Origin of the sequence: Mesorhizobium sp. M0276, from assembly GCF_040321755.1 — a bacterium.
GTDB lineage: Bacteria > Pseudomonadota > Alphaproteobacteria > Rhizobiales > Rhizobiaceae > Mesorhizobium.
The window spans coordinates 63,748-86,687 of the sequence record NZ_JAMYSC010000011.1 but is presented as its reverse complement, the minus strand read 5'-3'; the positions used below and the strand labels follow the sequence as shown (position 1 = coordinate 86,687).

Annotated in this window: 24 protein-coding genes, 1 pseudogene and 1 riboswitch; of the genes and pseudogenes, 12 read left to right on the top strand and 13 right to left on the bottom strand. The window is 62.4% G+C overall.

Features of this window, described 5'->3' with window-relative positions; all coding sequences use genetic code 11:
- Positions 1 to 16: 16 nt before the first annotated feature.
- Positions 17 to 487, bottom strand: coding sequence for a nuclear transport factor 2 family protein (locus NKJ01_RS11135; protein ID WP_352727895.1), 471 nt, complete (start codon positions 485 to 487; stop codon positions 17 to 19).
- Positions 488 to 609: 122 nt separating this feature from the next.
- On the opposite strand from NKJ01_RS11135, the gene NKJ01_RS11130 reads away from it, so the two are divergent.
- A complete protein-coding gene (locus tag NKJ01_RS11130; RefSeq protein WP_352727893.1) occupies positions 610 to 1,512 on the top strand; it encodes a LysR family transcriptional regulator in 903 nt (300 codons plus the stop codon).
- Positions 1,513 to 1,634: 122 nt separating this feature from the next.
- Complete coding sequence (locus tag NKJ01_RS11125; RefSeq protein WP_352727891.1) at positions 1,635 to 2,423, top strand: lysophospholipid acyltransferase family protein; 789 nt, start codon at positions 1,635 to 1,637, stop codon at positions 2,421 to 2,423.
- 22 nt (positions 2,424 to 2,445) lie between these two features.
- On the opposite strand, the pseudogene NKJ01_RS11120 reads toward NKJ01_RS11125, so the two are convergent.
- From NKJ01_RS11120 to NKJ01_RS11110, 3 genes and pseudogenes are all read right to left on the bottom strand, one after another.
- Positions 2,446 to 3,071 (bottom strand): annotated as a pseudogene (locus tag NKJ01_RS11120) (LysE family translocator).
- Between the two features lie 92 nt (positions 3,072 to 3,163).
- Positions 3,164 to 4,111, bottom strand: coding sequence for an aldo/keto reductase (locus tag NKJ01_RS11115; RefSeq protein WP_352727889.1), 948 nt, complete (start codon positions 4,109 to 4,111; stop codon positions 3,164 to 3,166).
- Positions 4,112 to 4,231: 120 nt separating this feature from the next.
- On the bottom strand, positions 4,232 to 4,753 hold the full coding sequence (locus NKJ01_RS11110; RefSeq protein WP_352727888.1) for a gamma-glutamylcyclotransferase: 522 nt from the start codon (positions 4,751 to 4,753) through the stop codon (positions 4,232 to 4,234).
- A gap of 149 nt (positions 4,754 to 4,902) precedes the next feature.
- Here NKJ01_RS11110 and NKJ01_RS11105 point away from each other — a divergent pair, with 149 nt between their 5' ends.
- Together NKJ01_RS11105 and NKJ01_RS11100 are read left to right on the top strand one after the other, a co-directional pair.
- Positions 4,903 to 5,901, top strand: coding sequence for a DUF2125 domain-containing protein (locus tag NKJ01_RS11105; RefSeq protein ID WP_352727886.1), 999 nt, complete (start codon positions 4,903 to 4,905; stop codon positions 5,899 to 5,901).
- A gap of 10 nt (positions 5,902 to 5,911) precedes the next feature.
- Positions 5,912 to 6,835: a sugar kinase gene (locus tag NKJ01_RS11100; protein ID WP_352727884.1), complete on the top strand. Its 924-nt coding sequence runs from the start codon at positions 5,912 to 5,914 to the stop codon at positions 6,833 to 6,835.
- Positions 6,836 to 6,842: 7 nt separating this feature from the next.
- Here the strand turns inward: NKJ01_RS11100 and NKJ01_RS11095 are convergent, their stop codons facing one another.
- Together NKJ01_RS11095 and hisC are read right to left on the bottom strand one after the other, a co-directional pair.
- Positions 6,843 to 7,778, bottom strand: coding sequence for a prephenate/arogenate dehydrogenase family protein (locus NKJ01_RS11095; RefSeq protein WP_352727883.1), 936 nt, complete (start codon positions 7,776 to 7,778; stop codon positions 6,843 to 6,845).
- Positions 7,779 to 7,784: 6 nt separating this feature from the next.
- Positions 7,785 to 8,894 (bottom strand): histidinol-phosphate transaminase, encoded by a 1,110-nt coding sequence (gene hisC / locus NKJ01_RS11090; protein ID WP_352727881.1) that lies wholly within the window; start codon positions 8,892 to 8,894, stop codon positions 7,785 to 7,787.
- A gap of 137 nt (positions 8,895 to 9,031) precedes the next feature.
- Positions 9,032 to 9,109, top strand: a riboswitch (SAM riboswitch).
- Positions 9,110 to 9,221: 112 nt separating this feature from the next.
- Here hisC and metX point away from each other — a divergent pair.
- The 4 genes from metX (at position 9,222) to NKJ01_RS11070 (ending at position 12,991) form a co-directional block, all read left to right on the top strand.
- A complete protein-coding gene (gene metX, locus NKJ01_RS11085) occupies positions 9,222 to 10,391 on the top strand; it encodes a homoserine O-acetyltransferase MetX (RefSeq protein WP_352604323.1) in 1,170 nt (389 codons plus the stop codon).
- A 58-nt stretch (positions 10,392 to 10,449) separates the two neighbouring features.
- Positions 10,450 to 11,064, top strand: a complete 615-nt coding sequence (metW, locus tag NKJ01_RS11080; RefSeq protein WP_023757246.1) for a methionine biosynthesis protein MetW — start codon at positions 10,450 to 10,452, stop codon at positions 11,062 to 11,064.
- On the top strand, positions 11,013 to 11,843 hold the full coding sequence (locus NKJ01_RS11075; protein ID WP_352604321.1) for a Stf0 family sulfotransferase: 831 nt from the start codon (positions 11,013 to 11,015) through the stop codon (positions 11,841 to 11,843). Before metW ends, NKJ01_RS11075 begins: the two co-directional genes overlap by 52 nt.
- A gap of 155 nt (positions 11,844 to 11,998) precedes the next feature.
- The gene (locus tag NKJ01_RS11070; protein ID WP_352727878.1) at positions 11,999 to 12,991 is read left to right on the top strand and encodes a glycosyltransferase family 2 protein; all 993 of its coding nucleotides are present in this window, start codon (positions 11,999 to 12,001) and stop codon (positions 12,989 to 12,991) included.
- 58 nt (positions 12,992 to 13,049) lie between these two features.
- Here the strand turns inward: NKJ01_RS11070 and NKJ01_RS11065 are convergent, their stop codons facing one another.
- Entirely contained in the window at positions 13,050 to 13,370 is a 321-nt protein-coding gene (locus tag NKJ01_RS11065) for a DUF1330 domain-containing protein (RefSeq protein ID WP_352727877.1), read from the bottom strand.
- A gap of 367 nt (positions 13,371 to 13,737) precedes the next feature.
- Between NKJ01_RS11065 and NKJ01_RS11060 the strand changes: the two genes are divergently transcribed.
- Positions 13,738 to 14,673 (top strand): glycosyltransferase family 2 protein, encoded by a 936-nt coding sequence (locus NKJ01_RS11060; protein WP_352604317.1) that lies wholly within the window; start codon positions 13,738 to 13,740, stop codon positions 14,671 to 14,673.
- 66 nt (positions 14,674 to 14,739) lie between these two features.
- Here NKJ01_RS11060 and NKJ01_RS11055 read toward each other — a convergent pair whose 3' ends face one another.
- The 3 genes from NKJ01_RS11055 to NKJ01_RS11045 form a co-directional block, all read right to left on the bottom strand.
- A complete protein-coding gene (locus NKJ01_RS11055; protein WP_023757250.1) occupies positions 14,740 to 15,537 on the bottom strand; it encodes a DUF1194 domain-containing protein in 798 nt (265 codons plus the stop codon).
- 210 nt (positions 15,538 to 15,747) lie between these two features.
- A complete protein-coding gene (locus tag NKJ01_RS11050) occupies positions 15,748 to 17,574 on the bottom strand; it encodes an ABC transporter ATP-binding protein/permease (protein WP_352727874.1) in 1,827 nt (608 codons plus the stop codon).
- Positions 17,575 to 17,713: 139 nt separating this feature from the next.
- Positions 17,714 to 18,502, bottom strand: coding sequence for a class I SAM-dependent methyltransferase (locus tag NKJ01_RS11045; protein ID WP_352607153.1), 789 nt, complete (start codon positions 18,500 to 18,502; stop codon positions 17,714 to 17,716).
- 107 nt (positions 18,503 to 18,609) lie between these two features.
- Between NKJ01_RS11045 and gloB the strand changes: the two genes are divergently transcribed.
- Entirely contained in the window at positions 18,610 to 19,377 is a 768-nt protein-coding gene (gene gloB, locus NKJ01_RS11040; protein ID WP_352727872.1) for a hydroxyacylglutathione hydrolase, read from the top strand.
- Positions 19,378 to 19,388: 11 nt separating this feature from the next.
- The gene (locus tag NKJ01_RS11035) at positions 19,389 to 19,817 is read left to right on the top strand and encodes a cupin domain-containing protein (RefSeq protein WP_352727870.1); all 429 of its coding nucleotides are present in this window, start codon (positions 19,389 to 19,391) and stop codon (positions 19,815 to 19,817) included.
- 1 nt (position 19,818) lies between these two features.
- Here NKJ01_RS11035 and NKJ01_RS11030 read toward each other — a convergent pair whose 3' ends face one another.
- Genes NKJ01_RS11030 through NKJ01_RS11020 form a run of 3 tightly spaced genes read right to left on the bottom strand, consistent with a single transcriptional unit; the run spans position 19,819 to position 22,259 of the window.
- Entirely contained in the window at positions 19,819 to 20,505 is a 687-nt protein-coding gene (locus NKJ01_RS11030) for a lysoplasmalogenase family protein (protein ID WP_352727868.1), read from the bottom strand.
- The gene (gene yddG, locus NKJ01_RS11025) at positions 20,502 to 21,437 is read right to left on the bottom strand and encodes an aromatic amino acid exporter YddG (RefSeq protein ID WP_352727866.1); all 936 of its coding nucleotides are present in this window, start codon (positions 21,435 to 21,437) and stop codon (positions 20,502 to 20,504) included. The genes NKJ01_RS11030 and yddG overlap by 4 nt, the downstream gene beginning before the upstream one ends.
- Positions 21,438 to 21,470: 33 nt before the next feature.
- Complete coding sequence (locus tag NKJ01_RS11020) at positions 21,471 to 22,259, bottom strand: DUF3108 domain-containing protein (protein WP_352727864.1); 789 nt, start codon at positions 22,257 to 22,259, stop codon at positions 21,471 to 21,473.
- A gap of 256 nt (positions 22,260 to 22,515) precedes the next feature.
- Here NKJ01_RS11020 and rpmB point away from each other — a divergent pair, with 256 nt between their 5' ends.
- Positions 22,516 to 22,812: a 50S ribosomal protein L28 gene (rpmB, locus tag NKJ01_RS11015; RefSeq protein WP_023757258.1), complete on the top strand. Its 297-nt coding sequence runs from the start codon at positions 22,516 to 22,518 to the stop codon at positions 22,810 to 22,812.
- The last annotated feature ends 128 nt before the right edge of the window (positions 22,813 to 22,940 follow it).

Genomic DNA, 22,940 nt, shown 5'->3' with positions numbered 1-22,940 from the left:
GCCTCCTGGAATTGCTCTAAAGCCCGAGTTCCGACAGTATTGGGTGGTCATCCGGCCGCCGGCCGAGCGGCCAGTGATATTTGCGGTCAGCCTCGCCGATCGGCAGGTCGTTGATGCTGGCGATGCGCAGGCGCATCAGCCCGTGTTCGTCGAATTCCCAGTTCTCGTTGCCGTAGCTGCGGAACCATGAACCGCTGTCGTCGCGCCACTCATAGGCGAAGCGCACCGCGATCCGGTTGGCGTGGAAGGCCCAGACCTCCTTGATCAGCCGATAGTCAAGCTCGCGGCTCCATTTGCGCGTCAGGAACGCCTGGATGGCATCGCGCCCTTGCAGGAATTCGGTCCGGTTACGCCAGCGACTGTCCATTGTGTAGGCGAGCGCGACCCGTGCCGGATCGCGCGAGTTCCAGGCGTCCTCGGCCATGCGCGCCTTTTGCGCAGCGGTCTCGGTTGTGAACGGCGGTAGCGGTGGCCGGCTTTCGGACATGATAGCTCCTGGTTGGATATAGCCATGCCGCAGGCAGGCCGACAAAAACCATGTAATGCCTTCCATCCTGCTGATGCAGATGACATATTTGCAACTTGTCCTTCCATTTTTCGGAAGAAGCTATGGATCGTCTCGAAGCCATGTCACTCTTTGTCGCCGCGGTGGAGGCCGGCAGCCTTTCCGCGGCAAGCCGCCGTTTCGGCATTCCGCTGGCGACGGTCAGCCGGAAGGTTTCCGATCTGGAACGCCATCTCAACACACGACTCCTGAACCGCTCGACGCGCCGGCTGACGCCGACCGATGCCGGCCAAGCCTATCTTGCCGCCTGCCGCCGCATCCTCGACGATATCGGCGAGGCCGAACGCACGGCTGCCGGAGAGTACAGCGCTCCAACCGGCGAACTGGCTATCACCGCGCCGGTCGTCTTTGGCCGCCTGCACGTGCTGCCGGTCGTCAACGGCTTTCTCGCGGCCTATCCCGACGTGGACATCCGCCTGACATTGGCAGACCGCATAATCCAGCTGGTCGACGACCATTTCGACCTCGCAGTCCGCATCGGCCGGCTGCCCGATTCGAGCCTGGTCGCCATGAGCGTCGGCGCGATCCGCCGCGTCGTTTGCGCCAGCCCCGCCTATCTCGCCGAACACGGCACGCCGACCGCCCCGGAGGATCTCGAAACACTAGATTGCATCACCTTCGAGGGACTTGCTTCCGCCGCCACCTGGACCTTCACCAAGGGCAAAACGGAAATCCCGGTCCAGGTCCGTTCACGGCTTCAGGTCAACAGCGCCGAAGCGGCCATCGACGCGGCGATTGCCGGCGTCGGGCTGACTAAAGTGCTCTCCTACCAGATCGAGGCCGCGCTGCGGTCCGGCACGCTGCGCGTCCTCCTGGAGGAGTTCGAGCCGGCGCCATGGCCGGTAAATCTGGTGCATGCGGGCCACGGCCTGCTGCCGGTCAAGCTGCGCGCATTCCTCGATTTTGCCGCGCCGCGCCTGAAGGAGCGGTTGGCGCGCTTGATGTAGCGGGACCGGGCTGCTCCCCCGTCGACGGATCGCTGTCCTTCACTGATCGGAGCGCCGGCGGCCATTTCCTTTTTCCCCGCGCTTGGTGTAACCAACGCTCACCTCCTCACCGGGCCTCCCCCATGCTCTATGCCAGATCGCTGACGTTCAATTTCGTCTTCTACGTCAACCTGATCGTCCAGATGATCGTCTGGACCCCCTATTATTTCGTGTCGCCCCGTCACCGCGCCTGGTTCGTGCCGAAATTCTGGTCGCGCACCTCGATGTGGCTCTTCGACAAGATCGCTGGAACGAAGAGCGACATCACCGGCCAGGAAAACCTGCCAGCAGGCTCGTTCATCCTGGCACCCAAGCACCAGTCGTTCTGGGACACGATCGCCTTCTTTCCCTTCCTCCAGGACCCGCTCTACATCTTGAAACGAGAGCTGACCTGGATCCCGTTCTTCGGCTGGTACATCATGAAGATGCGCATGATCCCGGTTAACCGCGGCAGCCGCTCGAAGGCGCTGAAGGCCGTGGTCGCCGCGACCAAGGAGGAGATGGCGCGCAACCCCCGCCAGCTCATCATCTATCCCGAGGGCACGCGCCGGGCGCCGGGCGACGAGCCGGCCTACAAATACGGCATCGTCGAAATCTACGCGCAGCTTGGTGTTCCGGTGGTGCCGGTTGCCCATGTCGCCGGCCTTTATTGGCCGCGCCGGAAATTCCTGCGCTACCCCGGCACCATCAAGGCACGCTTCCTGCCGCCGATCCCGCCCGGCTTGAGCAAGGACGAATTTATGGCACGCCTGATCGGCGAGACGGAGGCCGCCTGCGATCAGCTTCTCATTGAGTCATCCCACGAACCCAATCCGCCGGCCTTGCCGCCGACGGCGGTGAAGCGGTTGCAGGAACTCGGCGCGAAAGCCTGAGCGAAAACTCCCGGGCCAGCTTTCAACCAAACACTACCAGCGCTGTGGTTAACACCAGCGTCACAGCAAAGACCAAATTGACGATCCGCGAGGTTGCCGGCTGGCGCAGGAAGCGCGCGAACGCTGCTCCCGCGACGAGCGACACGGCATGGATGGCGACGATCATCAGGGCGAGAACCGTCAGCCTCAGCCATAGACCGAGCTCAGCGACGGCTTGTTTCGACGAAGCGCCGGCGAACACGGCAGCGATCGCCACATAGGCCTTTGGGTTGGCGACAGCGAGAAGAAACCCGGCCAGCCATGTTGGGCGCGAAGCCTCGGCGGCGCGTGCCGCCAAGGGCGGCGCCGTAGCGATCTTGAAGGCGAGATAGAGGATGTAGGCCGACGACCCGACAGCCAGCAACGGCGCCAGCTTCGGCATCGACGTGAGCACCGACATGACCCCGGCCGCGACAACCAAAAGCACGGCGATCGTGCCCAGGATGATCCCCCGGCATAGCGCAGCGAGTGGCGCAGGCCGAAGGCGGCCCCGACGGCGGTGACGCTTATCGTTGCCGGCCCTGGGCTGCCCATGACGATCGTGGCGGCAAGCACCAGCGCGACCAGCTGACGCCAAAGGTCCAGCTGCGAAAGAAGCGGCTCCGTCATCTGCACCTCTGCCTTGCCCCGTGCAAAGGAACGGTACGGCAAGACAAGAGGGTCGTCTTGGACGTTCGTGCGAGGAGCGGTCGCCGAAAGCTTCAGCCGCTCGCCCTGTCGAGTTCGGCCATGTCGTCGGCGCTCAATTTCAGCGACGCCGCCTTGATCAAGCTGTCCATCTGATCGGGCTTGGTGGCGCTGGCGATCGGCGCGGTCACACCGGGCTGCGCGATCACCCAGGCAAGCGCGACTTCCGCTTGCTTGGCCGAATGCCTGGCCGAGACCGCGTCCAGTGCCGCAAGGATGCGATATCCGCGCGCGTTGAGATAGTCCTTCACACCGCCGCCACGCGGGCTCTGACCAAGATCGGCCTCGCTGCGGTATTTGCCGCTGAGAAAGCCCTTGGCAAGACTGAAATAGGTGATGACGCCGATGTCCTCGGCCACGCAGAGATCACGCAGTGGCCCGTCGAAGGACGAGCGGTCGTAGAGATTGTATTCCGGCTGCAGCACTTCGTAACGCGGCAGGCCGCGCAGGCTCGCCACATCGAGTGCGGCGCGCAACTGGGCGGCGTCGAGGTTCGAGCAGCCGGCATAGCGGATCTTGCCCTTGGCGAGCAGCTTCTCATAGGCGCCAAGGGTTTCCTCGTAGGGCGTCGTCGGATCCGGCCAGTGCGACAGATAGAGATCGATGGTGTCGGTCTGCAGCCGCTTCAGCGATGCGTCGACGGCCTTTTCGATGTATGCGGCGGACAGGTCCTTATGGCCCTGTCCCATATCCGAACCGACCTTGGTGACCACGATGACCTTGTCACGATTGCCGCGGTCCTTCATCCACTTGCCGATAATGGTTTCCGACTCTCCGCCCTTGTGGCCGGGCACCCAGCGCGAATAAGCATCCGCCGTATCGACGGCGTTGAGGCCGGCGCCGATGAAGCGGTCGAGCAGGTCGAACGAGGTTTTCTCGTCGGCGGTCCAGCCGAAGACATTGCCGCCCAGAACCAGCGGTGCGATGGAAAGATCGGTACGACCGAGACGGCGTTTCTGCAAGGCGTATCTCCGGAATGATTGGGCGGGCGAATGCTGCCCGCGGGCTGAGGTTCGGAGCCTAAGCTAGGTCTTGGCCGATCGAGGTCAAAGGCCTGGCCGCCTTTTTCCGCAGAGCCAGCTTCACAAAGGCGCGACCCGCCTGGCGACTTCCTCCAGCCAATGGTCGCGAATGCCTAGCGCCTCGAGATGCTCCAGTGTGCTGAGCACATAATCCTCGTTGACGCCGGACTGGCCGACCGCGCCACGCACCATGGCCGCCGCCTCCGCCGCGTCGAGCGCGCCGGCATACTGCTCGTGCTGGCGGTCGACGATATAGGCCACCGCCTCGACAGTCCGGCCCCCGTCGAGACGAATCTTGAGCAAGCGCTCGAGATAGACATTGGTGACCAGCTCGCGGTCGCGCAGATAGGTGATGACCTCGTCGCGCAAGTCGCCGGGAACACGGAACGCCAGGCCGACGCAGGAGCCGCCACGGTCGAGGCCGAGCACCAGCCCCGGCCGTTCACGCGTGCCGCGATGCACGAAGGAATAGACGCAGAGCGACCGGCGATACCCATGCAGGCGGGCGCGCTGTGTCTCGACATGCGCGAAACCCGGCCGCCAGATCAACGAACCATAGCCAAACACCCAAAAATCGCCCATATCGCCGCGCCTGATTGCAAAGAATGCCAACACCGTACCGGGACCGGAGTTTTTTAGCCTGTCCCGTCTACCTATTCGTCTCTGTCTACCTATTGTCGGCGGGATCGACTGTCCGTCCGCAACACCCATGCGTTAACGAGAGCCAAAGCATGACGTCAAGTGACGAACGCCAGCCGAGTAACCTTCGCCGCCTGATCTGGCTTGCCGCCTTCGTCGTGGTGCTGTTTGCCATCTACAGCGGCGGCTGGTTCTATCTGGCCAACCGGGTAAGGAGCGAGGCCGACAAGGCGGTTGCCACGCTGAACAAAACTGGCGTCGAAGCCGGCTGCGCCAACCTCCAGGTCAGCGGCTATCCCCTGAGCTTTACGGTCTCTTGCGACAATTTGGCTTACGAGGACGATGCCAGGAACGTCGCCGCTTCGGCCGGCAGTTTCAACGCAGCCGCCCAGATCATCCAGCCTCTGTCACCGGTTGCCAATCTGCGCGGCCCGCTCAGGACTTCCGTGCCAGGCATGGCGCCGCTGTGGATCGACTGGGACAATCTGCAGGCCAACGTCAAATTGTGGTGGCCGCTACCGCAGCGGATTGCTCTGGAGGCGGAGGGCCTGTCCGGCCAGACCGATCCGGCCGACGATTCCGATCCGGTGCAATTGTTCAGCGCCGGCAAGGCGGCTGGCCAACTGCAGCCGAATGGGGCGGACATCGACTATCTCGGCAGTTTCGGCGATCTCGAGATCGACCCCGGCGCGATCGGCGGGCGCGTGCTGCCGGCGCTCGATGCCAGCGGCGACGCGACGCTGAAGAACGGCGTAGCACTGATCGGCACGCAGCTGAAAAGCCTGCGCGGCCAGGCAATCGAAATCCGCAACCTCTACCTGTCGTCGGGCACGGCGCGCATCACCGTTTCAGGACCGCTTTCGGTCGATGCCGAGGGCCTGGTCAACGCCGATCTGATGATCAGGCTGAAGGACCCGAAAGCGGTTGCCGCCATCCTCGGCGCCGCCATACCCGAGCAGAAAAGCCAGATCGAGCAGGGCTTTTCTGCCCTGACGGTGCTCGGCAACGAGCCATCGATGCTGCTGACGGTGGTCAAGGGCAAGGCCTCGCTCGGCTTCATCCCGCTGGGCAAGATCAAGCCACTCGATTAAGCGTCCCTGTATGAACAGACCGGCAAAACTTCTTAGCGTCGGCGCGCTGACGCTGGACACCATCCTGCGTGTCGAGACACTGCCGCTGCATCAAGGCAAGTTCATCGCCTCCGACGGCGTCCAGATCGCCTCGGGCATGGCCACCAGTGCTGCCTGCGCCGCGCACCGCTTGGGCGCCGAGGTGTCGCTGTGGGCTAGTGCGGGTGACGATCCCGTCGGCGACCATCTCGTTGCCGCGATCGAAGCCGAAGGTGTCGATTGCGCCTATGTCCGCCGCGTCGGGGGCGCTCGCTCGGCGCTGGCCTCGATCCTGGTCGATGCGCATGGTGAGCGCATCATCGTGCCGTTCTATGACGGGCGTGCCCAAGCCGATCCCGAAGCCTTGCCGGTCGCCGACCTCATGGCATTCGACGCCGTTTTGGTCGATGTCCGCTGGCCGGGCGCGGCAGCACTTGCCCTCAACGCAGCGCGCGCCGTCGGCCGGCCGGCGATCCTCGATGCCGACACCGCGCCGCTGGAGGTCCTGGAACAGCTGTTGCCGCTCGCCACGCATATCGTCGCTTCGGAGCCGGCGGCGCGCATTGTCTGCGGCCAGGCGCTCGACCCGGAAACGGCTTGCGCCGATCTCGCCAGCCACACCGACGCCTTTGTCGCGGTGACTGGCGGCGCGGCGGGGAGTTGGTGGCACGACCGTTCCGCAGGCTGTGTGCGTCATGTCGCGGCGCCGAGAATCAAAGCGGTCGACACATTGGCCGCCGGCGACGTCTTTCACGGCGCCTTCGCCGTCGGCCTGGCGGAAGCCATGCCCGTCGAGCATACTTTGCGCTTTGCCAGTGCGGCCGCCGCGCTCAAATGCCTGCGCTTCGGCGGCAGGCTTGGGGCACCGAATAGAGCCGAGACGCTGGCGATGGTTGCGGCGAGCTGGCCGGCCTGAAACAAATTTAAGTCTTGGCCGGGTGTTCGACCGCCTGGCGGCCAAAATCGGGCACGTCGATGTCCTGGCCGGCCTCGATGATCGAGCGGCGCACGGCCCGGGTGCGGGTGAACAGGTCGAAGAGTTTTTCGCCGTCACCCCAGCGAATCGCGCGTTGCAACGACGCCAGGTCTTCCGAGAACCGCGCCAGCATTTCGAGGATTGCATCCTTGTTGTGCAGGCACACGTCCCGCCACATGGTCGGGTCGGAAGCGGCAAGGCGGGTGAAGTCGCGGAAGCCCGAAGCTGAATACTTGATCACCTCGGACTTGGTTACCGACTGCAGATCATCGGCGGTGCCAACGATATTGTAGGCGATGATGTGCGGCAAATGCGAGACGATGGCCAGCGTCATGTCGTGATGCTGAGGATCCATCGTGTCGATGTTGGCGCCGCAGCGGCGCCAGAATTCCGACAGCCGTTCCAGCGCGTCCGGGTCAGTATCGGGCAGCGGCGTGAAGATACACCAGCGATTGTCGAATAGGTCGGCAAACCCGGCATCGGGGCCGGATTTCTCTGTGCCCGCCAGCGGATGACCGGGAATAAAGTGGACGCCGGCTGGCACATAAGGCTGCATCTGCGCGATGACAGATGCCTTGGTCGAGCCGACATCGGTGAGGATCGCGCCCGACTTCAATGAAGACGCAATTTCCTCGGCGATCGCGCCGGACGAGCCGACCGGCACCGAGACGATGACCAGATCGGCATCCCTGACCGCTTCGCTCGCATCGGTGGTGTAGGAATCACCCAGCCCAAGTTCTTTCGCTCGCGCCAGCGTCGCGGCACTGCGGGTCGAGATGGCTACGAGGCCAGCCAGCCCCTCGCGGCGGATGACGCGGGCCAGCGACGAGCCGATCAGGCCGATGCCGACCAGCGCGATCTTTTCAAACATCGGTGATGTCATGGTGTTCTAGCTTTTCAGGAATGTCGTGAGTGCGGCGACAACGCCGCGATTGGCCTCTTCGGTGCCGACGGTCATGCGCAGCGCGTTGGGAAAGCCGTAGCCGGAAACCCGCCGCAATATATAGCCGCGCGCGGTTAGATACTCGTCCGCCGCAGCTGCGGAATGCTTGTTGTCCTCGGGAAAATGCACAAGGACGAAATTGCCGACGCTCGGCGTCACCCGCAGCCCAAGCTTGGTGAACTCCTCGCTCAACCATGCCAGCCAGGTCTCGTTGTGCGCGACGCTGCGCTCGACATGGGCGCGGTCGCGGATCGCCGCGATGCCGGCCTCGATCGCCGTTGCATTGACGTTGAAGGGGCCACGCACGCGGTTGATCGCGTCGACGATGTGCATCGGCGCGTACATCCAGCCGATCCGCGCCCCACCAAGGCCGATCTTCGAGAAAGTACGGGTCATCACCACATTCTCGGCGCTGCCGACCAGCTCGATGCCGGCTTCGTAATCGTTGCGGCGGACATATTCTGCATAGGCCGCGTCGAGCACCAGAAGCACGTGCCTTGGCAAACCGGAATGCAGCCGGCGCACCTCCTGGAACGGCACATAGGTGCCGGTCGGGTTGTTGGGATTGGCAAGGAACACGATTTTGGTGCGTGGCGTGATGGCGGCCAGGATGGCGTCGATGTCGGCGCGCTCCTCTTTTTCCTTGATCGTCACCGGAACGGCACCCGCCGACTGGATGTAGATCTTGTAGACCATGAAGGCGTGTTCGGTGATGACAGCCTCGTCGCCGGGCGACAGATAAGTCTGCGCCAGCAGGCCGAGGATCTCGTCGGAACCGTTCGAGCAGATGATGTTGGCCGGGTTGAGACCGTGCACTTCGGCGATCGCTTCGCGCAGCCGCCTGGCGGTGCCGTCGGGATAGACGTCGAGCTTTCCGGCAATCTCGCGCGCGGCTTCGATCGCTTTTGGCGAGGGACCGAGCGGGTTCTCGTTCGACGAAAGCTTGTAGACCTTGGCGACGCCGGTAGGCGCCGTGCTCTTGCCCGGCACATAGGCGTCGATGTCCATGATGCCCGCGCGCGGGGTTGGACGTGCCTTGTCCGGTGTCTGGCTCATGTCGCAAAATCCGTCGAGAACGCTTCCTCAGGGAAGCCGCAGCGGAAATACAAGCCGTGGCCCGCAATGTCGAGAGGTGACCGCCTCCGGACAATGGCTGGCCGTTGACGCCGGCCTGCCGCAGCCCTAGAAGGGGTACGAACTACCGTGGTGATTTGGCCGGTCGGCTTGCAGCCACGTTAAACAACTTGCTAAAGGGCCGTTTGCATCCTGTAACCGGCTTTGCGACTGCAATGCCGGTTTTTTATTGCCCGCGCCGGCCGGACACCGCATCGGCGTCGATTTTCGAAAAGCACGGTGCAGGGATCAAGGTGTGAGATGGATGCAATGGCCGCTCTGCGTGCTCGCAAAACCAACAACGAGGCCGACCAGCCGTCGAGCCCGGTTTTGCGTTTTGGGCCTGACAAGCCGCTCAAGCTCGACGCCGGCACGCTGCTGTCGCCGTTCCAGATCGCCTACCAGACCTATGGCACGCTGAACGACGCCCGCTCCAACGCGATCCTCGTCTGCCATGCCCTGACCGGCGACCAGCACGTCGCCAGCACCAATCCGGTGACCGGCAAGCCGGGTTGGTGGGAAGTGCTGATCGGCCCCGGCAAGATCATCGACACCAGCCGCTTCTTCGTCATCTGCTCGAACGTCATCGGTGGTTGTCTTGGTTCCACAGGCCCGGCCTCGACCAATCCGGCCACCGGCAAGCCCTATGGGCTCGACCTGCCGATCATCACCATCCGTGACATGGTGCGCGCGCAGCAGATGCTGATCGACCATTTCGGCATCGAAAAGCTGTTCTGCGTGCTCGGCGGCTCGATGGGTGGCATGCAGGTGCTGGAATGGGCGTCGAGCTATCCGGAGCGCGTCTTCTCGGCGCTGCCGATCGCCACAGGCGCGCGCCATTCTTCGCAGAACATCGCATTCCACGAGGTCGGCCGGCAAGCTGTCATGGCCGATCCGGACTGGCATGGCGGCAAATATTTCGAGCACGGCAAACGCCCGGAAAAAGGCTTGGCGGTGGCGCGCATGGCCGCCCACATCACCTATCTGTCGGAGGCCGCGCTGCACCGGAAATTCGGCCGCAATCTGCAGGATCGCGAAGCGCTGACCTTCGGCTTCGACGCCGACTTTCAGATCGAGAGCTATCTGCGCCACCAGGGCATGACCTTCGTCGATCGCTTCGACGCCAATTCCTACCTCTACATGACCCGGTCGATGGACTATTTCGACCTCGCAGCCGACCATGGCGGCCGGTTGGCCGACGCTTTTGCCGGTACCAAAACCCGCTTCTGCCTGGTGTCCTTCACGTCGGACTGGCTGTTTCCGACCGAGGAGAGCCGCTCGATCGTGCATGCGCTGAACGCCGCCGGCGCCTCGGTGTCCTTCGTCGAGATAGAGACCGATCGCGGCCACGATGCCTTCCTGCTGGACGAGCCGGAACTGTTTGCCGCCATCAACGGCTTCATCGGCTCGGCGGCCCGGGCGAGAGGGCTCAGCGCATGACCCTGGAAAGTTGCGGACTGGTCTGTCCAGGATCATGCTCCACGCAGGAGGCGGCATCATGAGTGTCAATCGCGACCAGCGCGTCGACCTCGAGGTCGTCGCCAATCTCATCCCGCCGCAGTCCCGCGTGCTCGATGTCGGTTCGGGCGACGGCTCGCTGCTCGAATTGCTGCAGGACACCAAGCAGGTCGACGGCCGTGGGTTGGAGCTGTCGCAGCGCGGCGTCAACGAATGCGTGGCGCGCGGCCTCTCGGTCATCCAGGGCGATGCCGACAAGGATCTCGAATTCTATCCCGACAAGGGCTTTGACTTCGTCGTCCTGTCGCAGACGCTGCAGGCCACCCGCAACCCGAAGCTGGTGCTCGACGAACTGCTCAGGATCGGCAACCGCGCCATCGTATCCTTTCCCAATTTCGGCCATTGGCGGGTGCGCCTGTCGCTGTTCATCCAGGGTCGCATGCCGGTGACAAAGGACCTGCCCTATTCCTGGTACGACACGCCCAATATCCATTTCTGCACCATCCGCGACTTCGTCAATCTGTGCGACGAACTCGGTGCGACAGTGGAAAAGGCGACGGCACTCGACGCCAACGGCCAGAAGATAGGTCTGTCGATGCCGTGGTGGTTCTGGAATTTCTTCGGCCAGCAGGCGGTGTTCTTGCTGAAGCGGTAGCTGTGTTAGCCATGCATCTTTTTCGAAGAGGCCCTCTGCCCGTTGAAACTCCACCGGACGTTCTGGCTGGGATAAAGGCCGGGATTCTGATCTGCACGTCACCTCGGAGCGGCAGCAACTATCTCGCCGAGTTGATGGCAGGTGCGGGACTTGGCAAACCTCTCGAGTGGTTCGGCGGCCGCCGCGTTCTGGAACTGCCCAATTATCCGCGAGATCCCCGTGCTCAGGTTTTACGGGCACTGAAGGACGGACGCACCCCCTCGGGGATTTACGCAGTCAAAATATTTGCAAGCCAGTTTTCGCAAGTGTCCAAGACTGTGGACCTCCCGGCCAGCCTTCCAGCGCTGCGCTACGTCCGCTTGACCCGCCGCGATCTTCTTGGCCAGGCGATCTCTTGGACACGCGCCCGTCAAACGGGACGATTCCGCTCTACCGAGAAAGGCCAGAATTCACCACGCTACGACGGCCCAGCCATCGCAGAATCGCTTAAGAAAATCGGACTGGAAAATCTCGCGTGGGATGTCTGGCTTGCAAAGAACGGACTGCCCTTCCTGCCATTGACGTATGAGGAAGTCTTGGCAAACCCACAGACCTGCCTTGAGAAAATTGCGCATCTGGCCGGCACCCACATCACTTTTGGACCTGCGTCGGCCCTCAATTCCAGCCTTGAGGTTCAAAGAGACACAATCAATATGGAATGGAGGGAGCGCTTTCTGTCGCAGTACTCTGCCCTCTCAAAATTCCAGACCATCAGTCATCGAATTCGGGGGCTTCTTTAAGAAGCGGCGTGAAGTCCCAATTTTACCGCAAAGACAATACGCAGATTGTGCCGGACAATGGCGAAAACGCTGCCGGTTGATCAGCACGGATTGCCTTTACATCGCGACGAGGCGACTATATTCCCCCTGGTTATCGATAGATATTTGGGGCCGGGATGGTTGAAGAACGCGCAACATACTCGCTCGTCATGGAAATGGAAAACGCCAAGTCCATTGACTGGGACGAGATCGGCGTTGGACTGAAGGCTTTGGCGCGGGAAATCGCCGCAGTTTCCGCGAGCGGCCTGGCGCGACCGACGGTTGTTATCTCTCACGGCGCGGCAGAGTCGGAAACAGATGCGCTGCATCATAAAATCGCGGCTGAAGCACCGCAGTTGGGTCAAGTCTCCAACCTGGTCTTCACAGCTTTCCCCGGAGGCCGATACTACGACCTGAAGAACAAGGGCATGCTGGCAGCTGACGGAAATATCGTCATCTTGATCGATTCCGACGTCGTGCCGGAACCAGGCTGGCTGACGGGTTTGCTCGAGCCATTCAAAGACCCCAAAATTATTTGTGTAAATGGATACACATATCTTTCGCACGATGATTTTTTTTCAAGAACGTTTGCCTTGATCTGGTTTTTTCCGATGGCCCATGGAGACAGTCGGTTCGCGTCGAAGCGGGCGATGAACGCAAACAACGTAGGGTTTCGGCGTGAATGGATCGTCAGTCATCCTTTCCCGAACCATAATGGCTTCAAGGTTTCCTGCACGTTGCTGATGCGCCAACTGCTGCGTGAAGGCCACAAAATTCATAATGTCAACGCACGCGTCTACCACTACTCACCGCGGGGCTGGCGTTTCTTTTACTGGCGGGCCCTGGTTACAGGCCGCGACGCCGACCGAAAGTTCGTGGCCCTCAATTCGCCTAGTCGCATGCGACGGGTAGCCAAGTCTTTCAGCCGTTGGTTCACCATGTCGTGGCGCACAACACGACGCATTGTGGGCCATGCTCGGGAGACAGGGATGCCGCTTTGGCAAATTCCGTTCTCCCTGATTGTCGGTCAGGTCTTTTATAGCTTGGCATTCTGGGGCCAGTTTAGCTTCGCTGCCGGCATAGTTCGCGACGAAATCGAGATCGTGCCCGACTATATCGGGCACAGTTAGCCGATTTATCGCATCTTGAGCCGTGCCCCCAACGTTGCATTGATTTGGGACCAGTCAACTATTCCAGAACATCCGTCGCCTTATGCGGATGCTCGACCCCGTCGGCGAGCACCACATCGGCCTCCGAATTATCCGTGCGTAGTGCGAGTATTGCCCGGTAGGCGGGCGAGTTGTACCAGCCATGCACATGCTGCCTGTCGGGAAATTCGATGATGATCAGGTGGCCAGGCCAGTCGTTCTCGATCACTTCCAGATCGCCGCCATGAACCAGAAAATGACCGCCGAAAGGTTCCAGCGTGGCATCGATCTTCTGCAGATATTCGACGATCTGCGGGCCCATCGTGGCCTGGCGCATATGGGCAACGGCGTAGGCGGTCATGACTGTACTCCCTTGTCAACGAAGCCGAGTTGCCGGCCTCGCAAGGGCAATCTGACCGAACGCCGAGCATAAAACGATTACGTTCGAGGTAATGGAATATATGCTGTCCGCTGCGGCAGGCCGCTTCCGTGGTGATTCGCATATGCTCTGTTCGACGATGCTGTTGCAAATGGAGCGCTAATAACCGGAATTCGTTGGCTTGCGCGGCTCGAGTATCGGTAAAGTGGATGACACGGGCAGCTGCTTTTTGTAGCGTCGGATCCACTACGGGATGTCGCGGAAAGGAAGTTCGATCCATTCGACCGTTCCAAGAATTGAAAAGTCCTGGATAGACGCGCAGCTCTGCGCAGGAAACAGCTGACACGACATGGCCGGGATCATGGATCCAACACCTCTCGTTACCGTCATCACGCCGACCCACAACCGGCGCGAAACGGTGTTGCGCGCCGTGGAAAGCGTGCTTTCCCAAAGCATGCCAAGGCTCGAGCATATTGTCGTTGACGATGGCTCGACCGACGGAACCGAGGCGGCACTTGCCCGCATTCAAGACCCGCGGCTGATTTATGTCGGTGCGAAATGGCGAGGCGCCAATGCCGCCAGGAATGCCGGCATCGAGCGGGCCCGGGCGCCCGTGGTGACATTCCTCGATTCGGACGACGTTTACCTGCCGCACCGGCTTGAACGAACCCTGGCCCGCTTCGACGACAATTCCGCACTTCAGGTATTGATCAGCTCTTTTGTGTCCCTGAAGGGCAATCGCGCCACCAATTGCGTCAATCGCGATGCGTTCGTGAGCCCGACGATGCTGGAACGGACGCTGGTCGCACAGACGATCTTCATCGCCGGCTCCGCGATAACCGCTCGCCGCGAGGCCTTGCTGGGCATTGGCGGTTATGACAGCGACATCACCCGGATGCAGGACCGGGAATTGCTGCTGCGGCTAGCGCGCCGTCATGGCGCTCGGTTGTCCGAAGACATCGACTGGACGAAATACAACTCGGAAAACTCCATTTCAGGCCGCCGTGACGGCTATGTCGAAGCCTATGCGAACCTGATGGGCAAACATCCGCATATTGCCGACGCCTACCCGCATATTCCGCCATACATGATCTCGCGGCAGATTATCGCCGATATTCTCAGGGGCCGGATACCTCAAGCATTTGAGGGCTACATGGCCAATCGCTCGTCGAAATCGCTCGGCTACACGCTGCCGGAACTGATGCACGGCTATATTCACGGCCGGCGCTGGCGCCGCGATCTCTACAACGAGTTCCGCGACAAGTTTGGCGCCCGACCGGCCTAATTGCATGTCGCCTAAAAGTGTCCACCGGTTCTAGACTACGACATGCACGACAAGTTCCAGTAAGGCTCACCGGTCGAGTTCCGGAAAATACGGATCGGACAAGAACCGCCTATCCCGTTCGCCCTGCAGACAGTCTATCGGCGTCGCCACGTCGACGGGCATGATTCTCGCCTCGTCCTGATTGCCGCTTACTTCGAGGATCAGCTTGCGCCGGATGGCCGTCGAAAATTCGGCGGCCGCATAAATCGGCAGCACAAAGGAACCGGGCCCGCCGCTCACGCACTGCGCGTAATACTGGTCGAGATGACTGAAGGTGGGTGATGGACTGATCAGGATTGGCAATCCATTGACGACGATGCCCTTTGCGGTCGCCGCATCGCGCGTGGCGGTGACCGGCGGCCCGATATTGTTCGGACCGTCACCGGAAATATCGATGACACTCCGTTCGCCCTTGAAAGAAGTGTGATCGAAAAGCTCGGTGCCGAAGGCCAGCGCACCGGAAATCGAGGTGCCGCGGAAGCTGCGGAACGGGCGGGCCGCAACCTTGTCGGCAAAGAGGTTGGCGCTCTCCGCGCTGTCGATGATCTGCCAGCCGATGACCGCGTCGTCACGCACCGTGCCGGCCCATTCGAAATAGGTGAGCGCGATCCGGCCGGTGGCGCCGGCGCGAACAGCCTTGATAAAGTCAGGATGTCGCAACGCCTCGACATAACCGGCGCGCTGCAGGGCGAACTCCTTTTCGTCCATCGACAGCGATATGTCGACTGCAAGCACCAACTCGACGTCGACGGCCGGCGCATCCGGCGGCGAGGCGGCGGCCTGGGCGCAGGCAAGACAGGCAAGCAGGCGCAAAGCATCAAGCATGGCCGTCGCCAGGGTTGTTCCTCTGGACAAGCTTGCGGCGCGATCACGGCAGAATAAAGCTTTGCGCGGAGGAATTCTGGGAAAAGCATCGGACGGCCTTCCCAGGAAAAGCGCATAGCGCCTTCCCCCTGGGATTTGCGTCAAAACAAACGATTGGAGCGGATCGGCGTTTCCGTGAAACGATGAACCGCTCTGAACATGAACATCGGTCTATGCCTTGCGGCGGGCAGCGACTGGCGGCGGTTCGATGGCGCCGGCCCTGACGCGGGCGGGCTTCAGAGCGGGAGCGCCGGTATCCTTGACGATCGTCAACGCGCGCGGAAAGAACTGATTGTTGTGCAGGCCGCGCCCTATGTTGAGGATCGCAGTCCCAGGCAAACGCTTCTCGAGCATGGCCAGCACTCGCCGTAGCGACGGGCCGTCAAATGCATCCAGTGCTTCATCGATGATCACCCATTTCGGCTGCCGCAAGGCGAGTCTGGCGAAGGCCAGCGAGCGCTGTTCGTCATCGCCCAGCTCGTGGTCCCATCGCCCGGCGCGGTCGAGCGACGACGACAGCCGTTCAAGACCGACCTCTGCAAGCACCTTCGAAATGTCGGCGTCACTCGCCGGCGCGGGTCCGTTCGGGTGATCAAGCACCTCGCGCAACGTGCCGGTCGGGAAATAAGGGACGCGCGGCACGAATATGAGGGTTTCTGCCGCCGGCAGGCCGATCCGCCCGCTTCCCCATGGCCACAGGCCGGCAATGGCACGAAAGAACAGCGTCTTGCCGGCGCCCGCCTCGCCGATGACCATGACGCGCTCGCCGGGACGGATTTCGACATGCTGGTCCGCGAGCCTCGTGCAGCCCTCCGGCGAGGCCACTTCGAGCTTCTCGAAAGTCAGGTTGCCATTGGCGTTGTCGCCGAACTCGATGCGCCTTTCCGTGTCGTGGAGCACATCGATTTCGTCGAGAGCGATGCGGAAATCGGCGACGCGCATCAGCGTGGCGCGCCAATCGGCGATGCTGCCGATGTTGTTGATGAACCAGCGCAGCGACGAATGGACCTGGTTGAAGGCCCCGACCGCCATCATCAATCCGCCAAAACTGATATCACCTGCGAAGTACACCGGCGAGGCGACCAGGATTGGCGCGACGACGGTGATCCAGCCATAAGAGTCGGTCACCCAGGCTAGATTGATCTGTGCGCTGTAGATGCGCCGCATGGCGCCTAGCACCGTGCCGAGATCGAGTTCGAGCCGCCGCCTGGCATCGGGCTCGCCATGGTACAACGCAATGGCATCGACATTTTCGTTGACGCGCACCATCGAGGAGCGCAGCTCGGCTTCACGTGTGTAGCGGTCGCTGTTCAGGCTGATGAGCGGGCGTCCAACCAGCCAGCTCAGCCAGGAGGCGGTGCCGGCATAAAGAATGGCGGCCCAGACCATGTAGCCCGGTATGGCCAGTGCGGTTCCGCCGATGTGGAACACGAAGCCTGAGGACAGCTCCCACAGCACGCCGACGAAGGACACGAGCAGGATGCATGACTGCAGCAGCCCGACACCGAGGTCGGTCGACAGGTCCGAGAGGTGCGCCGCATCCTGCTGCATGCGCTGGTCGGGATTGACGCCGATGGCACCGGCATTGGCCAGCCGGAAGGCGCGCGCGGGCCGCGTCCACTGGTCGATCAGATCCAGCGTCAGCGCCTCGCGCAGCTTCAGCCGGATCATCTGGTTGAGCCAGGTCTGGCCGATATTGAGCACCAGAAGTCCACCGGCTATTGCCGCAAAGACGAGAAGCTGGTGCAGGAAGGCCGCCATGTCGCGCCGCGCGAGCGCGTCGTAGAAAGGCTGATTCCAGCGGTTGAGCAGAACCTGGCCGATCGACGTTGCGATGATCACGGCCATCATGCCGACCGCTGTCCAGAGCAACCATTTGCGAACCGGCGATCCCGCCAGCGCCCTCCTGATCGACGCCACCTGATCGCTCAGGCTGCTGGCTTCGACCGCCACCACAACCGGCTGGACGATGGCGGCATAGTCCGGTTGATCAGCCATGTCCGAGGTCCTTGCGTTCAGTGCCGAAACCGGTTGGAGAGACTTGCAGGCATCCGTCGTCCAAATGGACTGCCAGGTGCGCTGTCACTCCACTTGCGACAGATAGGCAGGGAACCGACGCCAGGCACTCTTGCCCCGATCACGAAGCCGTCACCCGCGCAACCGATGACTTGGTATCCCCGACCTCGTTGCGACGGCCAAGCCGGGTGGCGCCATGCGGCGACAGCACGGGCACGAAGACGCGGCGCGAGGCGCGCTGGGCGACCGGCACGCCTTGATAGAGCCGCTTCTGCGCCTCGACGACGATGACCCCGGAAAAGATCGGCCACAGCCGCCGGCCGGCGCGTTCAAGCACATTGTGGAACTGCATCATGAAGCGCCGCCGCGATGGCGGGAAGAACAACGCATCGGACCAGGACGCGGGCGTGAAATTCGCCTCGCGCAGCAATTCGGTGAGCTGTCCACGCGAAAAAGGCCGGCCATTGCCGAACGGCGTGTGCTCGAAGCGCGCCCAGACGCCGCGCCGGTTCGGGACGACGATGACCACCCGGCCCGCCGGCGACAGCACACGCCAGATCTCGTTCAGCGTCTCACGCGGGTTCTCGACATGTTCGAGCGAATGGACGAGCAGCATGCGGTCGATGCAGGAATCGACCAGCGGCAGTTCCTCGTCGAAGACCAGCGCCGTCGCCGTCGGCCCCGTCGCCGGCCAGACTACTGCGCCCTGCGTTGCCGGCATGAAGGCGAAGACCCGCTCGGCATCGGCGCCGAAGCGCTCCAGCCAAGGCAAGGTGTAGCCGAGACCGACCAGCCGCTCGTTGGGCACGGCTGCCCATATCGACGACAACGCCATGGTGATCGAACGCTCGGCGAACTGGCCGAGTGTTGTCGAATAGAAGGAGCGAAGATCGACGATGTCGGAATGCATGGCAGGGATGTAGCCGTGATATTGTCGGGTTTCAATAAATGCCTCGATAACCGGGATGACAGCGGCCCGCTAGCGCCCTATGTCTGCGGCGATAATGGAGAGATGCGATGCCGGTCGAAATCGAACAATTCATGTGCCGCAGCGACAATTTCGGCGTTCTGGTGCACGACCCCAAAAGCGGCCAAACCGCGATCATCGATGCGCCCGAGGAAGCGCCCATCCTGGCCGCGCTCAAACGTACCGGCTGGACGCCGACAATGATCCTGACCACGCATCACCATGTCGACCATGTCGAGGCCAATTTGGCGCTGAAGGAACGCTTCAAGCTGCGCATCGTCGGCCCGGAAGCGGAAAAGGCCAAGATCCCCGGCGTCGACGAAACGGTCGAAGACGGCTCGGTTCTCCATCTTGGCGATGAAAAGATCGAGGTGATCGCCACGCCCGGCCACACTGCCGGCCACGTCTCCTACTATTTGCCTGGATCGAAAGTGGCGTTCACCGCCGACACGCTGTTTGCGCTGGGGTGCGGGCGGCTGTTCGAATGCAAGCCGCCGGTCATGTACGATTCGCTGAAGAAGCTGGCGGCACTTCCGGCTGAAACGGTCATCTATTGCGGCCACGAATACACGCTCTCCAACGCCCGTTTCGCCCTGACCGTCGATCCGACCAACTCGGCGCTGAGAGAACGCGCCGCCAAGATCGAGGCGTTGCGCGCCGCCGACAAGCCCACGCTGCCGACGACGATCGGCGAGGAGCTGTCGACCAATCCCTTCCTGCGCTGGCACGATCCTTCTATCCGCAAGCATCTTGGACTGGAGAAAGCTTCGGACGCCGAGGTCTTTGCCGAAATCCGCAAGCGCAAGGACAATTTCTAGAGTCCGGTGATATGACCAGCTCCGCCGAAATCATCGCGACGCTCGGCCTGAAGCCGCATCCGGAAGGCGGCTGGTACGCCGAGACCTTTCGCGATGACGCTGGCGGCGCGCGCGGCCATTCGACCGCGATCTATTTCCTGCTGGAACGGCATCAGGCTTCGGCTTGGCACCGGGTCAAGGACGCCGCCGAGGTCTGGCATTTTCATGCCGGTGCCCCGCTGGCCCTGTCGATGTGGGAACAAGGCAGCACCGTTGTCAAGCAGGTGCTTGGCATCGATCTCGCAGCCGGTGAGCGGCCGCAGATCGTCGTCCCCGCGGGCTGGTGGCAATCGGCGAGCAGCCTGGGCGAATGGACGCTGGTCGGCTGCACCGTCGCACCGGGTTTTGAGTTTGCGGCGTTTGAGCTGGCCGAGCCGGGCTGGCAACCGAAGCAACCCTAACTCAATAAGAACCCTGATTTAGCAGGAAGCCTAGCATGATCGCGACCTGGGCCGCGTAGTAGAGTGCCCAAACGGCAAAGCGCATCCACGCGCGGTGCGGCGAGATGGCAGCCACCAGGAATTTCTCCGTGGCGAGCATCCCGTCCGATGCCATGAACAACACGGCGCCACCGACGATCCAGACGCTGCTTGTCGTCAGGGCCGAGACACCCATCGCGAGGATCGCAGCGACATAGACGGCGATAGGGACACGAAGGCCGGAGCCGACGCGCCGCCACAGCGCCGCCAGCATGACGATCGCAAACACCAGCATGGCCAGCGCGATCGCCCCACGCCACGATCCGGCGCCCAGCAACTCCAAGCCGCCGCCGCTGCGCAGGAACAGCACGGCATAGACAATGTGGGCGACAAGAAAACTGGCGAGCCCGCCGAGAAACGCCTTTTCGCCGTCGCGCGACAGAAAGGCGTCGCCAACAGCGCTGAGCGCAAGGGCTGCGACCAGCAGCAACGGGCCGCCTTGCAGCGCCGCCAGCACGGCAAGCATCGCCACGGCAAGCGTCTTTGCCGCCGAGCGGGCGAGCGTCGGCGGCATCCCGAGCGTGAAGGCATAGATCACCGCAGCAGCCAGCGAAAAGATCAGCGTCGCGTTGGCATTGGCGTCAATGCCGCCCGGGAAGGGCATCGTCATGCCCGGGCTCCGCCTTCGGATGCCCCGGCTCCGCTTGCGGATGCCCGCGCTCCCCTCTCTGTCACGGCGGGCTTGCGCAGAAACAGTGACTTTGCCGCCAGGGCCGCGCCGCCGGTGATGAGCACGCAGGCGGCAAGAATGCGCAGTGACGGCTCGGCGGCGCCGGCTGCGATCAGCACCAGCGTCGACAGCAGTGGCGCGGCGTAGCTTGCGGCGCCCAGCACCTGGATGTTGCCGCGCTTCACGCCGATGTCCCAGGCGTAGAAGGCCGCCCCGACCGGCATCAGGCCAAGGCCGACCACGGCCAGCCACTGGCCGGCGCCGTCAGGCAGAATCGTTTGTTCCAGCGCCAAGTGGCAGGCGAACGACAGCACCGCGGTCGCGGCGCAGAACCAGGTGACGATGCTGGTCGGCACCGACGGGAAGCGCCGCGACAACAGCGAATAGGACGACCACATCACAGCGCAAACGGCGGCCATGGCATAGCCGTAAGCATAGCGGGCGTCGAAAGCGATGCCGGCGCCCTTGGTGACGATCAGCATGGTGCCGGCAAGGCCGAGCAGCGCGCCGACGACGTGGTTCCATGCCAGGCGCTCGCCCGGCATCAGCGCCGAACCAAGCACGATCAGCAACGGCCACAGATAGGCGATCAGGCTCGCTTCCACCGCCGGTGCATTGCGCAGCGCGGTGAAGTAGAAGAAGTGGTAGCCGAACAGGCCGGCAATGCCGATCAGCCAGACCTGCAGCGGTATTTTCTGGCTCTTGTCGGGCGCCGGCATGAACAGCCGCGCGATGAGCCCGACCCCGGTGCCAATCGAGAAGGTGATCGCCGACAGCAGGAACGGCGGCACCTGGCCCGACCCATCGGTGAGCAGCGCCAGCAACGCCCACATGCCGACCGCCGAAAAGCCAATCAGTGTTGCGCGCCCCATTCCGTCTCCAGTGGCGCGCGTATGGCGCCTGCCCTACTGTATTGCCTCGAAACGCCTGGCGCTGATGGTCAAGGTGCCGATCTGCGTGCCCACCGTGGCGCGGATCGGCGCATATACGCCGGTTTGGCCGAGCGGTGCAAACGTCACCATCATGCGGCTGCGGTTCTTAAGATAATTCAGCGCCTTGCGGCCCTTGCGATAGCCCGCCACCGGCTCGAAACCCATTCGGCAGGTGATGGTATCGCCCTTGTAACCCGGCACCGAGATCGTCCCCTTCGAAGCGTAGGTTAGTGACAGATCGGCACGCATCTCGCCGTCATAGAACTTCACCGTGCGGCCGCAGACCTGGTCGAGACTGTCGGCATGGATCACCGTCGCGGCCATCGGATCGAGCACCGAGACCAAATCGCCGGCACCGATCGGCACCCAGCTCTTGGGGTCGCGCTTGCCCGGCGCCGGGACGACCTGCGTCGAGGTGACCGCGCCATCTGCAAAGCGGATATCGACCGTCGATGCCTTCTTGCCAGAGGTGTAATCGGCACGGAACGCCTGCGGCACCATCTTCTTGCCAGAAATCGTGCCTTTCGACGAGATCGTGCCGCGCGTGTCGTCGAACAGCTTGGCCAGACCCGCGGCAGTGACGCTGCCTTCGATGGCATAGGCGCCGTTCTCATAGTGGCTGGAGAACGTTGATTTTGCTATCGAAAGGCCGAGGAACGAGACCGTATACTCACCCTTGAACGACTGTGGCGAAGCAGCGGACGCGGCGGATGGCAAGGCAATCGCAAGCAGGGCAGCAAGGGCAAGAGACAAACGAAGCATGACGGGATCGGGTCCTTGATTTTTCGGCCGGAGGCGGGCAACTCCGGTCTGGCATGTCCCTATGAGACCGCTTATAGGATGAATTCCGGCCTTAATATGAAATGCCGGGCGCATCCGTGGGGAAGCCGGAGCTTGACGCCTCGGCGAAATGCAACTATGGAACGCCAACTTTTCCATAAGGCCGCCTGACCAGAACCGCGCGCCACCCGGCGCGGGCTTGAATGTTTGGCAGACCCGAGAACTGAAGGTTAGAATCATGTCCCGCACCTGCGAACTCACTGCCAAGGCAGTCATGTCCGGCAACAATGTGAGCCACGCCAACAACAAGACCAAGCGTCGCTTCCTGCCGAATCTCGTCAACGTGACGCTGATTTCGGAAGCGCTGAACCAGAATGTGCGCCTGCGCATTTCGGCCAACGCGCTGCGTTCGGTCGAACATCGCGGCGGTCTCGATGCCTTCCTGGCCAAAGCCGACGTCAAGGAATTGTCGCAGCGTGCGCGTCTGTTGAAGAAGCAGATCGCCAAGAAGATCGCCGAGCAGGTCGCCGCCTGATATCGTTCAAAGGCGGGGGACGACCGCCCTGGCCAACCTCTTGTTGGCCTGAACATCGGATCGAGCCCGCAAGGTTTCGGCAACCCGATGCTCGAATACGAGCGAGCGTGATCCGGTTTCGGCATGCG

What these genes read in the sequence shown, in the direction of transcription:
- metW (WP_023757246.1), top strand. Translation starts at nt 10,450, where the DNA reads ATGAGTGTCAATCGCGACCAGCGCGTCGACCTCGAGGTCGTCGCCAAT.
- NKJ01_RS11060 (WP_352604317.1), top strand. Translation starts at nt 13,738, where the DNA reads ATGGCCGGGATCATGGATCCAACACCTCTCGTTACCGTCATCACGCCG.
- NKJ01_RS11100 (WP_352727884.1), top strand. Translation starts at nt 5,912, where the DNA reads ATGAACAGACCGGCAAAACTTCTTAGCGTCGGCGCGCTGACGCTGGAC.
- NKJ01_RS11070 (WP_352727878.1), top strand. Translation starts at nt 11,999, where the DNA reads ATGGTTGAAGAACGCGCAACATACTCGCTCGTCATGGAAATGGAAAAC.
- metX (WP_352604323.1), top strand. Translation starts at nt 9,222, where the DNA reads ATGGCCGCTCTGCGTGCTCGCAAAACCAACAACGAGGCCGACCAGCCG.
- NKJ01_RS11050 (WP_352727874.1), bottom strand. Translation starts at nt 17,574, where the DNA reads ATGGCTGATCAACCGGACTATGCCGCCATCGTCCAGCCGGTTGTGGTG.
- yddG (WP_352727866.1), bottom strand. Translation starts at nt 21,437, where the DNA reads ATGGGGCGCGCAACACTGATTGGCTTTTCGGCGGTCGGCATGTGGGCG.
- NKJ01_RS11020 (WP_352727864.1), bottom strand. Translation starts at nt 22,259, where the DNA reads ATGCTTCGTTTGTCTCTTGCCCTTGCTGCCCTGCTTGCGATTGCCTTG.
- rpmB (WP_023757258.1), top strand. Translation starts at nt 22,516, where the DNA reads ATGTCCCGCACCTGCGAACTCACTGCCAAGGCAGTCATGTCCGGCAAC.
- hisC (WP_352727881.1), bottom strand. Translation starts at nt 8,894, where the DNA reads ATGAGCCAGACACCGGACAAGGCACGTCCAACCCCGCGCGCGGGCATC.
- NKJ01_RS11130 (WP_352727893.1), top strand. Translation starts at nt 610, where the DNA reads ATGGATCGTCTCGAAGCCATGTCACTCTTTGTCGCCGCGGTGGAGGCC.
- NKJ01_RS11105 (WP_352727886.1), top strand. Translation starts at nt 4,903, where the DNA reads ATGACGTCAAGTGACGAACGCCAGCCGAGTAACCTTCGCCGCCTGATC.
- NKJ01_RS11030 (WP_352727868.1), bottom strand. Translation starts at nt 20,505, where the DNA reads ATGACGATGCCCTTCCCGGGCGGCATTGACGCCAATGCCAACGCGACG.
- NKJ01_RS11110 (WP_352727888.1), bottom strand. Translation starts at nt 4,753, where the DNA reads ATGGGCGATTTTTGGGTGTTTGGCTATGGTTCGTTGATCTGGCGGCCG.
- NKJ01_RS11125 (WP_352727891.1), top strand. Translation starts at nt 1,635, where the DNA reads ATGCTCTATGCCAGATCGCTGACGTTCAATTTCGTCTTCTACGTCAAC.
- gloB (WP_352727872.1), top strand. Translation starts at nt 18,610, where the DNA reads ATGCCGGTCGAAATCGAACAATTCATGTGCCGCAGCGACAATTTCGGC.
- NKJ01_RS11055 (WP_023757250.1), bottom strand. Translation starts at nt 15,537, where the DNA reads ATGCTTGATGCTTTGCGCCTGCTTGCCTGTCTTGCCTGCGCCCAGGCC.
- NKJ01_RS11045 (WP_352607153.1), bottom strand. Translation starts at nt 18,502, where the DNA reads ATGCATTCCGACATCGTCGATCTTCGCTCCTTCTATTCGACAACACTC.
- NKJ01_RS11065 (WP_352727877.1), bottom strand. Translation starts at nt 13,370, where the DNA reads ATGACCGCCTACGCCGTTGCCCATATGCGCCAGGCCACGATGGGCCCG.
- NKJ01_RS11095 (WP_352727883.1), bottom strand. Translation starts at nt 7,778, where the DNA reads ATGACATCACCGATGTTTGAAAAGATCGCGCTGGTCGGCATCGGCCTG.
- NKJ01_RS11035 (WP_352727870.1), top strand. Translation starts at nt 19,389, where the DNA reads ATGACCAGCTCCGCCGAAATCATCGCGACGCTCGGCCTGAAGCCGCAT.
- NKJ01_RS11135 (WP_352727895.1), bottom strand. Translation starts at nt 487, where the DNA reads ATGTCCGAAAGCCGGCCACCGCTACCGCCGTTCACAACCGAGACCGCT.